Here is a 15005-nt window from a genome sequence, read left to right on the forward strand (position 1 = left end):
GCCCTTCAGTTAAATTTGTCGGAGCAGCAGAAAACGCGCGGTTCTCCGCTGACAAGATCGCCGATTACCTGGGAGACGTGCAACGTCGGCGCGCACGTGCCCGGCTTTTGATGGGTTAGCACCGCACGCATCGCCGCGATCGGAAGGGGATCGATGTCGGTGCACCGACTGTCGTTCTGGTCGACGCCGAACCCGCCACCGATGATCTTGGTAGTGCAGCTGGTTTCGGCATACACGAGGAATTCCGCCTCGCAGCTCCCACCCACCGGAGCCTCGCAGGAACATGGAGTGCACGTGCGTGCGTCTGCGATTCGCTCCTTGAACTCCAGTCGGACATCGAATCCTGGCGGACACAATCCGTCATACTCGGGGGAGATGCACGCTCGCCATTCACGCTCTGGTCGAATGCCTAATACCATCGGACAGGCCTTTGCAAAGTTGCCGAAGATCGGCGGCGGGTCGAACGCCGACGATGGGGCGCACTCGGCAGCGAGTGCCGGCGGATCGAAGGTGACCGAGGCGAATACCTCGCTTGGTACAGGAGGGGCAGCCTTGCGGCACATGCCCCCGTGATCCTCGTCCGCGTCTTGCTCATCGAAGACGATCTGGGTTCCGTAGTCGCCACAGCGCAGCGACCTGTGTGCTGTCACGCTCGACGGCAACGTGCACAGGGCCGGTCCGCACGTGCACACGCCGCACTCCTCGACGGCACGCACGTCAGCCCAACCCTCCCAGAAGTCCAGCCGGTGCCCCGGACATGCTGGCGCATCGGGACTCTCGTCAACCCAGAGCCATACGGCGTTGTCGTCCGTCCGCGGGGCATAGACACCGTACGCATCGAGCCCGTCTCCACACGCTGTCAGCATGACGGCGACACTTACAAAACAAGCGCTCGACCGCATCAGAACCCCTCCCGCCGCTCAGTAAAAGTCCTTCTGACAAGGGATCAGGCCGTCGCAGGGATCGAACTCCTGGGTCGGCGTCTTCATGGCCTGCCGTGCGGGAGCGGCGGGGCGGGTCGCGCGAGGCCGCGGCGGGACGGGCGGCGGCGCGGCCTCGGGGAGCGGCTCAGGGCCTCGAGCGAGCGGTCGAACGGAGGGCGGCGGCGTGGCTCGAACCGCAGCAGCCTGGACCACCGGCCCCAGGCGTGGCGCGGCTCGGCGGGGGGGCTCGCGCCAGAGGACCGCGGCCGCGCTGCCCAGCACGAACGCCAGCGCGAGCACCGCACCGTACCAGCGCGCGCGGGAGCGTCGCTCCGGGGTGGTGCTTGAATCCCGAGGGGTCGAGGGCGCCGGCGCGACCGGCAGCAGCGGAGAAGGCGGAGCGATCGAAGGCGCCGACGCTACCGGCAGCCGCGGATCGAGGTCCGGGAGCTCGGGCGCTGGAGGCGCCGACGGCGCAACCGGCGGCGCGTGGGCGACGTGATCCTGCGCGTCCCGCGGCGGGACGGCGCTCCTGAGCGTGTCGGGCGTATCGGGAGGGCGCGGCGGTGCAACCGGCGCCGCGTGGGTGGCGTGGTCCTGCGCGTCCCGCGGCGGCGCGCTCCTGGCCGTCTCGGGCGCTTCCGAGGGGCGCGGCGTGGGGACCGCGCTGGCTCGGCCCACCTGTTCACCCGAGCCGAGCGGTTCCGCCTCGTCCTCCATCGAGATCGGCGCTTCTTCGTCCAGCTTGCGCCGCGCGCCGGACGGCGCGGCGAAGATGTCCGCGTGGGGAAGCTCCGGCGGCTCGCCGAGCTCTTCCCACGCGCGGGTGAAGGGCGTCAGAACAAGGAGCATCCTTCGGACGCTCACCAGCCGTCGCTTGGGGTTCTCCTCGAGGGCCCCCTTGATCATCATCCGAAGCATCGGAGGCATCCCGACGGGGAAGCTCGTGGGCTCGGTCCACATCGAGAGGGGGCGTTGGCACAAGAGCTCGTACATGACGGTGCCGAAGCCGTAGACATCCGCGCGAAGTCCTATGTGTCCACCGGAGAAGCGCTCCGGCGGTGCGTACCCGTACGGATCGCGCAGAGCGTCGTCTGGGCCGAGCTGAAAGAGCCGAACGAATCCGAAGTGCGTTATCGCGTACCGGCCCTCGCTCACGACGAAGACACGGTCCGGACTGAGGGCGCCATGGATCATGGAGAGCTCATGAGCGCGCTCGAGACAGCGGCCAAGGTCGATCAGCACCTTGAGCGCGGCCGAGCCGAGGTCCTGCCCCCGCATGGCGTCGAGGAGCGGGACCGCGCCGCTGAGCACGGGGGTCGCTGCCCACGCGACGGAGCCGCTCACCCCCCCATAGAGCACGCGGACGATCTCCGGGACATCGTCGGAGAGGCGCTGCAGGCGCGCGAGCTCCTCAGCAAACGCGCCCGCGTCGAGGCCCGAGCCCTCGTGGACGTGCAACCAGACGAGGTCTCCTTTGTCGCCGACCTGCCGCGCGAGGAAATGACGGACCAGGCCGCGTTCCTCGTTGAGCAGCTCGTGGCCTTCCCAGATTTCACCCGCCGCTACCATACGAGCGTGACCTCCGCGCCGGCGCCTCGCGGGCGGATCTCGGCCTTCCGCGGCCAGACGACGTAGACGATCGTCGCGGCACCGAGCGCGGCGCCGGCGACGAGCGCAGCCGAGCCCAGGCCACGGAACAGGCTCGCTCGCGTGTCGGCCGCATCCGCTTCGTCATAGATCTGGCGGTACTCCGCGCTGCTGTGGAGCATCGAGCCGTCGTTCAGGCGGGCCACCTTGGCAACGGTTTCGCGCCCGGCGAAGTCGCCTGCGACGTGAAGCCCTGCGCCGGCGCCGAGCAGGGCCGCCGATGCGGCCGCGCCGGAGCCGATGATCCAAGGATTGCGCGCCTGCGCTGGAGCACTTGCGGCAGCCTTCGTGGCCTTGAAGGCGAGCGACACGTGCTGCGACTCGCCCGCTGCCACCTTCACGGCCGCACGGGCTTCTTGCCCCTGCGGTCCGGTCGCCGTCACCTCGTGCTGTCCGGGCGCGACGAAGACGGAACGGCCCTCGCTCACCCTGCGACCGTCCACGAGGATCCGCGCCGTGCCCCGCGGGGCGCTCACGTGGAGCTCGGCCACGCGTTGCCGCACCGCCGCGAGATCGGCGCGTCTCACCTCGTAGCGACGGCGCTCGACGTCGTTGGTTGGCTCGGGCATCTGCGCGACGCACGCGGTGAGCTCCTCCGCGGCCTTCTCGATGCGCTCGAGCCGCAAGTCGAACACCCCGAGCTGACACACGGCCATCGTCGAGGGCTCGAGCGCGTTGACCCGCGCCCAGAGATCGCGAGCGCGAGCGAGCTCGAGCCGCTTGGCGGCCTTCTCCGCCTCGTCGATGAGCTCCTGGACCTCGCGGGACCGCGGGGGAGGGTCCGCGGCCGCGGCTTGGAACGTGGAGGCAAGGACGGCTGCCAGGGCGGCCGCTTGCCACAGATGGCCTCGTAGACTAGACGCACGCACGGTTCACATCGGCGCAAACGAGGGGGACCACAACGCCGCGCTGACCCGTTCAGCGCGGCGTTGCCTTTGATATCACATCGCTGACCCGGGCGAGCGTGCAGAAGCGCTGCGTGTTCCATCCGTGCATTGCGCGCACGCGCCGAAATTTCTCATCTGTAGTCGAGAAAAGCGCAGCAACGGGTGACGGCTCACGCGGCGGTCCATGGCCGCGGAGGGGCGAGGCGCACGGAATCATGGTGGCTGCGGGCGCCAGCCATACGTGCGCGATCCGGCATGACGGCTCTCTCACCTGCTGGGGGGACAACTCGTTCGGCCAGCTGGGTGTTCCGCGCGCGATGGCGGTCTCCTCGAGCACGCCGATGAGCGTGCTTTTTCCCGCGTCGCTCGGCGCGGCGACAATCACGCAGATCGCGTTGACCGAGCAGGCGACCTTCGCCATCGACAGCCAGCTCCGACCCCTCGCCAAGGTCGTCGCGGTGAGCGCCGGCATCTTCCACACGTGCGCGATCGTCGAGGGGGCGTGCGGCCCCACGGGCCCTGGCCAGGTCCTGTGCTGGGGCAGAGGCACCCTGGGTCAGCTCGGCGACGGCACCGGGACGAGCTCCGCGATCCCCGTCGAGGAGCGGGCGCCCTGAGCGCTCTCGCGGACACAGGCCGCGACGCGCCCTGAACGGCTGAAGAGTCACGGAGTCGTGGCATCAGGAGGGCTGGGGAGGGCGTAGGGGTCGCGGCCGGCGTCCTGGAGGCGCTGAGACGCTGCAGCGACGGCCGCCAGGCGGATGGCTTCGGCGTGTTGCTGGAGGTCGGCCCACGCCTCGGCGGGCAGCGTGCGCTGTGCCTCTTCAAGGAGGGCAGCGTAGCCCTGGGCGCGCTCGACCTCGCGGAGGGAGGTGCAGAGATCCCGGAGCAGAAGGGCGGTGGCGAGGAACGCTCGGTCGTCCTTTAGGCTGGAGAAGAGCCGGAGCTGGAGCTCCAGTGTGATTCTCTGGCCAAAGCGAGCGTGTATCCGCCGGCCGATGTCCAGAGAGCGCTCTACGAGGATCAACGCCTGGTCCAGAGCGCCGACAGCCGCGGCTGCGCGTGCGAGGTAGCCGTGAGCAGCCTGCTCGCCAACTCGATTCCGGATCTCGCGATGGCGGGCGAGCACCTCCAGGAAGCGCTGAAAGGCTTCCCTGGGCTCTCCGGCCGCGAGCGCCAGGAGACCAAGGCTCTGAAGGCAGTTGGCCTCTCCGAGGCGATCGCGAATCTCGCGAAAGATGGGCAGAGCGAGGGTGTAGGAGGCGCGAGCGGCATCCAGGTCGTCGACGCGCATGTCGAGGTCGCCGAGGCTCTTCAGGCAGTTGGCCTCTCCGAGGCGATCGCGAATCTCGCGAAAGATGGGCAAAGCAAGGGTGTAGGAAGCGCGAGCGGTATCGAGGTCATCGACGCGCATGTCGAGGTCGCCGAGGCTCTTCAGGCAGGTGGCCTCGCCAAGGCGATCCTGGGCCGCTCGAGAGATCTCCAGGCCATGCTCGTATGCCTTCCTTGAGCGCTCGCGATCTCCACGGAGCATCGCCACGATGCCTTCAAGGACCAAGGCAGCGGCAACTGCCCCGTGATAGCCGATACCCTCCGCCAGGCGCCTCGCCTCGCTTGAGCTAGCCAGCACCTCGTCGAGGGCATGGTGATGAATTAGCAGCTTCTGCCCGAGATTCAGCCATGCATCGGCCAGCGCGGCCGGCGGCGGCGCCTCCGACGAAGCCATCGCCTCGCGAAGCCGGGCTGCTGTCGCCCTCAACTCGTCCAGCTCATCGGTGGATCCCGCCGGGCGTCCCGCTTCATCGGGCGGCGATGCCAGCCTCGCTGCATCGCCCAGCGTGGCGCCTGGGAGCGCTTCCACCTCGCATGTCCCTGATCGCACGTCGAACAGATCAGGCGCCACCCGCGGCAGATCGGCCGCGCGGTCCGGCGAAAGCACCAGCACGAGCGGTCCCACGATCACGCGCGCCAGCGTGTCGCGCGCGACGTTGAGCGCCTGAATCGCGCGGCCTTCCGCAGCGTCGAGCAACGACGCTGTATCAGGCACGACGACACCCCGGAGCGGCTGGACAGGCCCCGCGGTCTCCAGGAGCTCTTCCACGGCGCGCACGCCCTGCGCTCCATCCGGCAGGAACTGGAGCGTCGGGAGCCCCTCCTGCCCGCTCCATCCTCGCATCCGCCGCAACACCTCGGCCCGCGCTGCGCCGGACGCCAGCACCACGAACAACGCGAAGCGGTCCGCGCGCCGCAGTCCCCGGCGGAGCGCCCTGAGCCGCTCCTCGGACTCGTCGGTCAGGCTGGCGATGGGCTCGCCAGCCGACCCTGGCAAATACGACCCCCCGCCCGCGGGTTCACCCGTGCTCACGGTACTTCCGGCACCGCTCCACGAGCGGGTGGACCGCGTGCCACGGGTCCGGACCGCCGTTCTGATATTCGAGGGCGAACAGGTTGAGCAGCAGGTCGCGCTTCACCCCTACGTCGCACTGGTCCGGAAATCGATTCGTCTCGGCGATCTGGCGCAGGATCGGCACATATCCCTCGGGCAGCGCCCGCTCGAAATCGGCCTGCAAGATGGCGGCGGCCCGCTCGACCGAGGCCGCGGTCACCGGGGGGTCATCGTGCTCGTTGCTGGCTGCCCGCACCATGTGGAGCGCGTGCCGGATGCAGCCGCCGCTGAGGCGCGCGATTCGCTCCGCCGCCCTGTCGCCTTCCTCGAACAGACGATCGAACCGCACTCGCTTCCTGAGCAGGTCGGCCAGCGCGGTCACGCCGCCCTGGTTGTCCCCACCGCCCTCCGCGGCGCGCCGGCGGACCTCGATCATCGGCACGACGACGATCTCGCCGCCGTAGAGCCCGCTCAGCCCCGCGCCGGCCGGCGCGTAACAGAGATACAGCGGAACCGTGATGACGAGGTGCGCGTCGAGGCTCTTCAGGGCGCCCATCCGCTCCCGGTAGAGCCGCTCCACCCCCTCATGGTGTGCCTGGCTCAGCTTCTCCATGTTGTCGATGAGCACCACCAGCGGACCCGCGCCGTCATCCGGCGCCTCCCTGGTCGCGGCGAAGGCCTTGTTCAGCCCCTCGATCAGCACGGCCGTCGTGGAACGCAGGGCGGTGCGGATATCCTTCCGGCGCTCCGCGCTGGGCAGGCGGACCTCGCCGAGGATCCGGGTGAGCGCCTCCGAGATGTCGCCGGGAAGGTTGGTGATCGTCTTGCTGAGCGCCCCCTTGATCTGGTCCTTCCACAGCGGCATGAGCACCTTCACGGCCGCCGCCTTCCGCTGCTCATCAACGAGCTTCCACAGCGCGAGGAGGATGTCCTCCAGATCGATGTCGGTCCGGTTCAGCATCACGTCGGCGTCGAGGAACAGGACCGTCGCGAGCGGCGCGCCGTGAGCGGCCGTCTCCAGCTGGACCTTCATCCGGAGGAGCTCGGTGGTCTTCCCGCTCCCGAGGTGACCGCTGACGAAGTGGAGGGTGGGGATCCCACCGGACCGGCGGATGTTGCGGACGATCCGGCCGAGGCGATCGCTGCCGCGGATGGCCGTCAGGTTGGCGAACAGGCTCGAGTCTTCCCGGGGGTCCAGCGGCGAGTAGGGGTCGCAGAGGCGGACGGCATCGTCCAGGTTCTGCGCGGGCGGCGGGGTCAGCACGCGGCTGGACACCGCGTGGCCGCGGAGGGTGGCGATCGGGGCGCTGCTCATGGCACGGGAGCTCCGGGGCGGACGCTACCACAAGCGTAGCCGCGCGGCAGCGCCACCACCGCCCGCGTCCCCCACCGGGCCGGCGCGACGGCCACGGCTTACCCGCATTCGCGGCCGCGAGCACCCGAGCCGCACGAACCCCCCTCCGCGCATCGCTGCGTCGGCACGAGCATCCAGCGCGCTCTTCTCGCTTGCCTCGGTAGACCGCTCCTCGACGGGGCGATCGATCCTCGAGAAGCCCCCGCTTTCTCAACCAGCGAACCGCTGCGCAACGGCGCAATCCGTTGCGGTTCACGGCAGGGCGTTGCGCTCCCCTCCTCTCCCCCTCCTCTCCGTCCTGCGCGGCAGCGCCGAGCCACGGGCTCACCTCGCACCGGCACACGTGTTGCCATGCCGCAACGCCGCAACGAAACCACGGCGTGTCGCCACGGCGGCAGGCCGGATCCCATCAGACATCACAGGAGGTTTTCCCCGTGAGTGAATCACCGATGTTTTCGACCCTCGTCCTCCCCCCGGAGCTCGTCGCCGACGATGTCATCGCTGTCCGAGATCAGGTGAGCGCGCGAATCGCGGCCGTGCTCCGGCCCAAGAGCGGCAAGCGCAGGGAGGGCGACGCGCCGCTGCCCAGGGGGGTCGAGCTCCTCGCGGCGCTGCCGCCCCACATCGACAGGCCCTGGAAGCGCTTCGACGCGGCCACGACAGAGCTTCAGGGTTTCCGCAGCATGCGGGCGAGCGCGCAGGCCGACCGTCGCCACGCGGCGGCGAGCGAGGCCGAGCGGAGCGCCGCGAACATCGACAGCGACGACCGGTGGCGCGCGTTCGAGCAGTGGAACGCGGGAGCCGCCGGGCTCTCCGACGACGGGGAGGCGCCGGCGCCGTCCGAGGCGCGCTGGCTCTATGCGCAGCTCTTCCCGGCGCCCGATGGGCTTCGCTTCATCACGCGCCGGCCCCGGGTCCAGTGGACCGCGATGGTGCAGCGGATGAAGACGCTCGAGGAGCAGCGCGCGCAGGCGGTGATCGAGGGGTTCGGCGGCACCCGGCACCACCGCCAGCTCGTCGCCGCCCACGCGCGCTTCGGCGACGCGTACGGGTTCACGGCCGTGGCCGCCGCCGAGGAGGGCGGGCGCGGGCAGACCGACGGCCGGCCGCAGTGGAGCGCCGCCCGGGATGCGCTGCGGAGCCTGATCCAGAAGATGGAGAGCCACGCCGACCCGGAGATCCCGGGGAGCGAGGCGCTGGCCGCGTTCCTGCTGGCGCCCTACGTCGAGATGGTCGACGACCTCGCGAGATCCCGCCGGAGAGCCCCAGCCAGGAAGGCCGAAGCCGTCTCGGCGCCTCCGGTCGAGGCGGGCGGTACGCCGTGAACCCATCCGGGTGAGCCGGCGCGTCCACGCGGGAGATGCCTGGCACCCGTCTCCCGGTGGACCCGCCTCCAACAAAAGACGGGTCGCCGTCATCTCCGAGGTGGACACGCCTCCAGCAAAAGATGGGTGGCGCCCGTCTCCTGGTGGACACGCTTCCAGCAAAAGACGGGTCGCACCCATGTCCGGGGTGGACACGGCTCCAGCACGAGATGGTGCCCACCGTCTCCCGGTGGACGGGTCTCCAAGAAAAGACGGATCGCACCCGTCTCCGGGCATAGGCGTTCACCAAGCTCGTTCGACCACCAACGTGAACGTTTACATGAACGTTTACGTGGACGTGGACGTGGACGTGGTCGTGGCCGTGGACGTGGCCGTTCACGACCTATCGTTGACGACCACGACCACGACCACGACCACGACCACGTAAACGTCCACGTCCACGTAAACGTCCACATCCACGTAAACGTTCGGATGTAGGAGAATGCGGCGCGAGGCTTGGTGAACGCCTATGCCCGTCTCCGGGGTGGAGGCGCCCCGGCTCGTCCAGGATCCACCTGCCGCCAGGACCCCTCCCCGGCGATCATGACGCGAGCCGGGCGGGCTTGCGGCGCTCGGCAGAGCTCTTCATCGACGCCCCGAAGCCCGCCGCTCGCGACGGCGCCGAGCGAGCGTGTCCTTGCAAACATCGGTGTCGGTGGCGGCCTTGCGGCCTCGACGACGAGAGTCGCGTGGTAGGACACCGTGGTTGCGTCGAAGCGAACAGCCTCTATGCTTGCGGGCCAGCGTTCGACACGGAGGGTGGGGGGATGTTCACACGACGTCAGTTCTTCAAGATCGGGGCGGGGGGCACGACCCTCCTCCTCCTCGACAGGGTCGGCGGCTCCGTTCGCACGGCGTGCGCGGCGATCCCCGGCGGCACGCTCGACCCTCTGGGCGTCGACAAGTACGTGACGCCGCTGCTCGTCCCGCCCGCGATGCCGCGAGCCGGCGAGATCACGCTCCACGGCGGCCGGTTCATCGACTGCTACGAGATCGCCGTGCGGCAGTTCGCGCAGCAGATCCTGCCTCCTTCCTACCCGGCGACGACCGTGTGGGGATACGGGCCGAAGGTCGCCCAGGGCGAGCCCCGGATCTTCCACGCGCCGTCGCTCACGATCGAGGCTGAATACGAACGACCGGTGCGGATCAAATGGATCAACGAGCTGGTGGACGCCGGCGGCAACTACTTGCCTCATCTCTTGCCGGTCGACCAGACCTTGCACTGGGCGAACCCGCCGGGAGGCACGGCGGGCCGCGACATGCGCCCAGAGCTCGAGGAGACGCCGGGACCTTACACCGGCCCCGTGCCCATCGTCACCCACGTGCACGGCGCCGTGAGAGTCGGCGACGAGAGCGACGGTTACCCCGAGGCGTGGTATCTGCCCGCCGCCGCCAACATCCCACCGGGGTTTGCTACCAGGGGGACCTGGTACGATTTCTTCGCGGCGAAGGCGCTCGCCAAATTCGGCGTGACCTGGGGGCCTGGATTCGCGATCGCCCAGTATCCGAACGCGGGTCGAGCCTCCACCGAATGGTATCACGATCACACCCTCGGGATGACGCGCGCGAACGTGTACGCCGGTCCGGCGGGCTTCTACCTGGTCCGCGGCGGCCAGAGCGACCTGGTGCTCGACGCGCGCACCCACAGGCCGGCCGTGCTCCCCGGTCCGGCCCCTTCGCGGGGCGACGCCCCCGACATCCACTATCGCGAGATCCCGATCGCGATCCAAGATCGCTCGTTCAACTCGGACGGGTCGCTGTTCTACCCGGACACCCGGGCCTTCTTCGACGGCATCACGGGTCCGTTCATCCCGCAAACCGACGTCCCGCCGCTCTGGAATCCCGAGTTTTTCGGCAACATGATCATGGTAAACGGCACTACCTGGCCGTTCCTGGCGGTCAAGCAGCGCCGCTACCGCTTCCGCTTCCTCAACGGCTGCCAGTCGCGTTTCTTGATCCTGGATTTCAATCGGATCCCGGCCGTGGAAGTCTGGATGATTGGAAACGAGGGCGGCTTTCTGGATTCACCCGTGAACCTCACCGCGACCAACGGCAACCGCCTGCTCATGGCGCCGGCCGAGCGCGCGGATCTCATCGTCGACTTCGGCCGTGTCCCGAAGGGCCGCCGATGCGCCGGTGGCGGCGATGCTCGGGAGGAGCAGGGACGGTGAGGTCGAGCTGCTGACGTGGGAGGACGATGTCACCGAGAATCCGCAGGTGGGGGACACGGAGGTCTGGGAGCTCCACAACTTGACGGGCGACGCCCATCCCATCCACATCCACGAGACCCTGTTCGAGGTGGTCAACCGGAAGGCCCTGGACATCGAGGCCTCGCCGGGAGGGCAGCTGCCGCCGCTCGTCGGCGCAGCACGTCCGCCGGAGCCGTGGGAGACGGGCTACAAGGACACGGTGATCGCCTATCCAGGCGAGGTGACGCGCATCCGGGCGCGTTTCGCCACCGCCGGCCAGTACGTGTGGCACTGCCACATCCTCGAACACGAAGACAACGAGATGATGCGGCCGTACCGCATCGGCCCCGTCCAGCGGGGACAACCGACCTAAGGGGCGCGACGAGGGGCGAGGCCTTCCACGCGCGGCCGCGGGATCGCAGGACGAGAGCGCCGCGGTTCATCGCGAGAACCATCGTTCGCTCAGGTATTTCTCCCCTTCGTCCGGGAACAAGGTCACCACGTTCCTCAGGGCAAGGCTCTTCTCCTTGACCCGCCTGGCGGCCAGGGAGTCCGCACGGGGCCGTCTCCGGGCGCGGGGGCGCTCGGCGCGGCAGGCTCCGCTTGTCCGGCGGCGCGGGGCCGCTCCTGACCCGACGGGCCTCCGGCTTGACGTGCCGGGGACCGGGCCGCAAAGCCAGCACACCGAAGATCATGGGGAGCCGGCTGCTCGTCCGCAAACCGCTGTCGGTCATGAAAGAAGAGCTGCAGGGGGAGCACCGCCTCCGGCGGATCCTCGGGCCGCTGCAGCTCACGAGCCTCGGGATCGGCGCCATCATCGGGACAGGCATCTTCGTGCTCACCGGTCAGGCCGCGCACGACAAGGCAGGTCCTTCCCTGATGCTCTCCTTCGTGGTCGCGGGGATGGCCTGCGTGTTCGCGGCCCTCTGTTACGCGGAGTTCGCGGCGATGGTGCCGGTCGCGGGCTCGGCCTACGCGTACTCGTACGTGACGCTCGGCGAGCTGCCGGCGTGGATCATCGGGTGGGATCTCGTCCTCGAGTACGCCGTCGGCGCCGCCACCGTGGCGCACGGGTGGTCCCATTATTTCCAGGACTTCATCGGGATCTTCGGGGTAGAGCTGCCGAGAGAGCTCAGGAGCGCGCCGTTCGACTACGAACCAGCGCTCGGCGAGCTCGTGTCCACGGGGTCGATCATCGATCTCCCCGCCGCTCTCGTGACGATCGCGGTCACGGTGATCCTGCTCAAGGGCATCCGCGAGAGCGCGACGCTCAACGCCGTGATGGTCGCGCTCAAGCTCGCGGTCGTGCTCTTCGTGATCGCGGTGGGCGCGTTTTACGTCGACCCGGACAACTGGCGGCCGTTCGCGCCGTTCGGGCTCGCGGGGCTCAGCTTCTTCGGTCACACGGTCTTCGGCGAGACCGGTAAAGGGGGAGAGCCGCTCGGGATGCTCGCCGGCGCCGCGACCATCTTCTTCGCCTACATCGGGTTCGATTCGGTCTCGACCCACGCCGAGGAGGCGAAGCACCCGCAGCGCGATCTGCCCACGGGCATCGTGGCCTCGCTCGTGATCTGCACCGTCCTCTACGTCGCCGTCGCGGCGATCCTGACGGGCATGGTGCCCTACACCGAGCTGAGCATCGACGCGCCGGTCTCCGATGCCTTCGCGCGCGTCGGCCTCCCGTGGGCGCAGTTCATCATCTCCCTCGGGGCGGTCGCCGGGATCACCTCCGTGTTGCTCGTGCTCATGCTCAGCCAGCCGCGCGTGCTGCTCGCCATGGCCCGTGACGGGCTCCTGCCCAGGCGCTTCTTCGGATCGGTGCACCCGGTCTTCAAGACACCGTGGAAGTCCACCTTGCTCACCGGGTTCGTGGTCGCCACCCTCTCGGCGCTCCTCCCGCTGCGGATCCTCGCGGAGCTCGTCAACATCGGGACGCTCCTTGCGTTCCTGTTCGTCTGCGCGGCGGTCCTGATCATGCGCCGGACGGCGCCGGACGCGCCGCGCCCGTTCCGGGTGCCGCTCTACCCGCTCACCCCGATCCTCGGGATCGTGATCTGTCTCCTCCTCATGTTCTCGCTGCCCACCGAGAACTGGCTGCGCCTCGCCGCCTGGCTCCTCCTCGGGTTCGCGATCTACTTCGGCTACAGCCGCAAGCACAGCGCGCTGACGGCGAGCCCGTGACGCTCTTCCCAGCTCACGTTCGTCGAGAGCCACCCGCTGATCAAATCCCTCGTCCGTCGAGGTGCTACCCAGGCTGCCGGTCTGAACCGTTACCAGGCCACCTGTCCGTACCCTACCTCAGGAGCGGCCGGAACACGTCGGGCAGGACACCTCGGTCCGCGGCGCGCCGGAGCGCGTCGCGGCACGCGGCGCACCCCGCCGCGTGCTCGCTGTAGCTCGGCGTGAGGCCGTCCGTGCGGAAGACGCCGGCAGCCGCGGCCTCCGTGTCCGGGTGCACGTGGAGCTGGACCGGCACGCCGAGCGCATAAAGCGGCGCGCCGTCGCTCCGCAGCACGTAAAGCGAGTAAGGCGTGTCATCACCCGCGCGCCACAGGTCGATGGAGAAGAGATACGGCGCCTCGCCCGAGGCGTCGGCGTGCCGGCGAAGAAAGCACACGTCGCCCGCATACGAGACGAGCTCGTCGAGGTCCGTCGCCACCAAGACGGGGATCGGGTGCTCCAGCCATCGCTCGAGCGCGAGCCACGCGGCGCCGAGGACCGCCGGGTCGGCCGCGGCGTGCTCGTCCACCACGAACGCGCGGTCCACGGCGCTCGCGTCCGAGGGACCGCGCACGCCGTAGACCGACGCCAGCGCCGAGAGCGCGATCTCGGCGTCGAGCGGCGCGCCGCCTCGCTCCTGGTCGCACGCCGCCGCGAAGGCCGCGGCGTCGATCTGTGTCGCGAGGCCCGCGCGGCGCAGGCTCGCGAGCGCTTCCTCGGGGCGGAGGGGGGTCGTCATGCGCTCACGTCCTCCGTCCAACCCCGCCACGCGATCGCGGCGTATCCGCAGGGCACCATCGTTCGATGATGCACGATCCCGCCGTGGAAAGATAGGCCCGGGAGCGCGCTCGATGGGCACGTCCTTCCCGTCACCTGGCGCTGATTGCGCTGATTGCGCTGATTGCGCTGATTGCGCTGACTCGCCCTGATTGCGCTGATTGCGCTGACTCGCCCTGATTGCGCTGATTGCGCTGACTCGCCCTGCGAGCGTGTCGACCGAGCGTCGGATCCCCGTCAGGACATCGATCCAATCCTCATTCCGATCGTTCGTCTCACAGGACAACGGGCTTCCGTCCCTCGGGAGCGCCTGAAGCTCGGCGAGCGGCGTGAGGCGGATTGTATGGATACCTCGCAGCTCGCGGGTGGCGTCGCTGCCACGTCCGGACGGACGGCGCGCCGCGAATCGACGAATCGTCCACGTCATCATGCCCCTTGGCTGGGCCCGTGGTCAGCCCGCGAGGAGCGATTCGACGGATATCTGGCTCGGTGATGAGGTGATGCTAACCTTCTTGATGCGCTGGATCCGCCCGCTTCTCCTGCCCGTTTTGCTGCTGCTCGGCGGGATTCTCCTGCTCGCCTTGCCGCTGCTCGGGGGCTATCCACGGAGCGCGACCACCGGTGCCAGCGAGGATGTCGCGCCCACGCGCGGGCTCCAGGAGATCCGCTATCTGGCGCTCGGCGACTCGTTCACGGCAGGGACCGGGAACCCGCCGTCCGACGCGTTCCCCTCGCGTCTCGCTGACCTCTGGCGCGCGCAGGGCCGCCGCGTGACCCTCAAGAACGTGGCGGTCAACGGCTACACCACCGAAGACGTGCAAGAGCGGGAGATCCCGGAGGTGGCGCCATTTCGCCCCACGTTCGTGACGCTCGCGGTGGGCGCCAACGACTACGTGCGTCGATTTAGCGCGGACGTCTACCGCTCGCGCGTGCGGGTGCTCCTCCGGGCGATCATCGACGCTGGCGTCGCGCCGGATCGGATCGTGGCGCTCCCGCAGCCCGATTGGTCGCTCTCTCCGGCCGCCGCTTCGTTCGGAGATCCGCGGCAGATCGGCGCGGGCATCGTCGCCTTCAACACCATCCTGCGCGACGAGGCAGGAGCTGCCGGCGCGCGCTACGTGGACCTCTATCCGCTCATGCACAAGCAGGCGGAGGCGAAGATGCTCGCCAGCGACGGCCTGCACCCCTCGGCGCGCGCGCACGCCGAGTGGGCGGCGGCGCTCCACGAACAGGTAGACCCCTGAGGTTTGGGGCC

12 protein-coding genes are annotated in these 15005 nt (G+C 69.3%); 6 read left to right on the top strand and 6 right to left on the bottom strand.

What is annotated here, in order from left to right; genetic code table 11:
* Window positions 1-5 precede the first annotated feature (5 nt).
* The 3 genes from WMF44_RS24790 to WMF44_RS24800 are packed head-to-tail and all read right to left on the bottom strand — an operon-like array spanning window position 6 to window position 3442.
* Entirely contained in the window at window positions 6-866 is an 861-nt protein-coding gene (locus WMF44_RS24790; RefSeq protein ID WP_437292500.1) for a hypothetical protein, read from the bottom strand.
* Window positions 867-920: 54 nt separating this feature from the next.
* Window positions 921-2495 (bottom strand): protein kinase, encoded by a 1575-nt coding sequence (locus WMF44_RS24795; RefSeq protein ID WP_437292501.1) that lies wholly within the window; start codon window positions 2493-2495, stop codon window positions 921-923.
* A complete protein-coding gene (locus WMF44_RS24800; protein ID WP_437292502.1) occupies window positions 2489-3442 on the bottom strand; it encodes a hypothetical protein in 954 nt (317 codons plus the stop codon). The genes WMF44_RS24795 and WMF44_RS24800 overlap by 7 nt, the downstream gene beginning before the upstream one ends.
* Before the next feature lie 233 nt (window positions 3443-3675).
* Here WMF44_RS24800 and WMF44_RS24805 point away from each other — a divergent pair, with 233 nt between their 5' ends.
* Complete coding sequence (locus tag WMF44_RS24805; protein ID WP_437292503.1) at window positions 3676-4077, top strand: RCC1 domain-containing protein; 402 nt, start codon at window positions 3676-3678, stop codon at window positions 4075-4077.
* A gap of 47 nt (window positions 4078-4124) precedes the next feature.
* Here WMF44_RS24805 and WMF44_RS24810 read toward each other — a convergent pair whose 3' ends face one another.
* Both WMF44_RS24810 and WMF44_RS24815 read right to left on the bottom strand, forming a co-directional pair.
* On the bottom strand, window positions 4125-5681 hold the full coding sequence (locus WMF44_RS24810; RefSeq protein ID WP_437301606.1) for a tetratricopeptide repeat protein: 1557 nt from the start codon (window positions 5679-5681) through the stop codon (window positions 4125-4127).
* Window positions 5682-5811: 130 nt separating this feature from the next.
* The gene (locus WMF44_RS24815; RefSeq protein ID WP_437292504.1) at window positions 5812-7161 is read right to left on the bottom strand and encodes a hypothetical protein; all 1350 of its coding nucleotides are present in this window, start codon (window positions 7159-7161) and stop codon (window positions 5812-5814) included.
* 488 nt (window positions 7162-7649) lie between these two features.
* Here WMF44_RS24815 and WMF44_RS24820 point away from each other — a divergent pair, with 488 nt between their 5' ends.
* The 4 genes from WMF44_RS24820 to WMF44_RS24835 all read left to right on the top strand — a co-directional run bounded on the left by WMF44_RS24820 (window position 7650) and on the right by WMF44_RS24835 (window position 12934).
* Window positions 7650-8525 (top strand): hypothetical protein, encoded by an 876-nt coding sequence (locus tag WMF44_RS24820; RefSeq protein ID WP_437292505.1) that lies wholly within the window; start codon window positions 7650-7652, stop codon window positions 8523-8525.
* Between the two features lie 806 nt (window positions 8526-9331).
* Window positions 9332-10735: a hypothetical protein gene (locus WMF44_RS24825; RefSeq protein WP_437292506.1), complete on the top strand. Its 1404-nt coding sequence runs from the start codon at window positions 9332-9334 to the stop codon at window positions 10733-10735.
* On the top strand, window positions 10674-11126 hold the full coding sequence (locus tag WMF44_RS24830; protein WP_437292507.1) for a multicopper oxidase domain-containing protein: 453 nt from the start codon (window positions 10674-10676) through the stop codon (window positions 11124-11126). Before WMF44_RS24825 ends, WMF44_RS24830 begins: the two co-directional genes overlap by 62 nt.
* Window positions 11127-11446: 320 nt before the next feature.
* Complete coding sequence (locus WMF44_RS24835) at window positions 11447-12934, top strand: amino acid permease (RefSeq protein ID WP_437292508.1); 1488 nt, start codon at window positions 11447-11449, stop codon at window positions 12932-12934.
* Between the two features lie 112 nt (window positions 12935-13046).
* Here the strand turns inward: WMF44_RS24835 and WMF44_RS24840 are convergent, their stop codons facing one another.
* Window positions 13047-13712 (bottom strand): hypothetical protein, encoded by a 666-nt coding sequence (locus tag WMF44_RS24840; RefSeq protein WP_437292509.1) that lies wholly within the window; start codon window positions 13710-13712, stop codon window positions 13047-13049.
* A 538-nt stretch (window positions 13713-14250) separates the two neighbouring features.
* Between WMF44_RS24840 and WMF44_RS24845 the strand changes: the two genes are divergently transcribed.
* A complete protein-coding gene (locus WMF44_RS24845) occupies window positions 14251-14994 on the top strand; it encodes an SGNH/GDSL hydrolase family protein (RefSeq protein WP_437301607.1) in 744 nt (247 codons plus the stop codon).
* The last annotated feature ends 11 nt before the right edge of the window (window positions 14995-15005 follow it).

It is taken from the genome of Sorangium sp. So ce426, from assembly GCF_051475585.1.
In the GTDB taxonomy this organism is placed as follows: Bacteria; Myxococcota_A; Polyangia; order Polyangiales; family Polyangiaceae; genus Sorangium; species Sorangium cellulosum_B.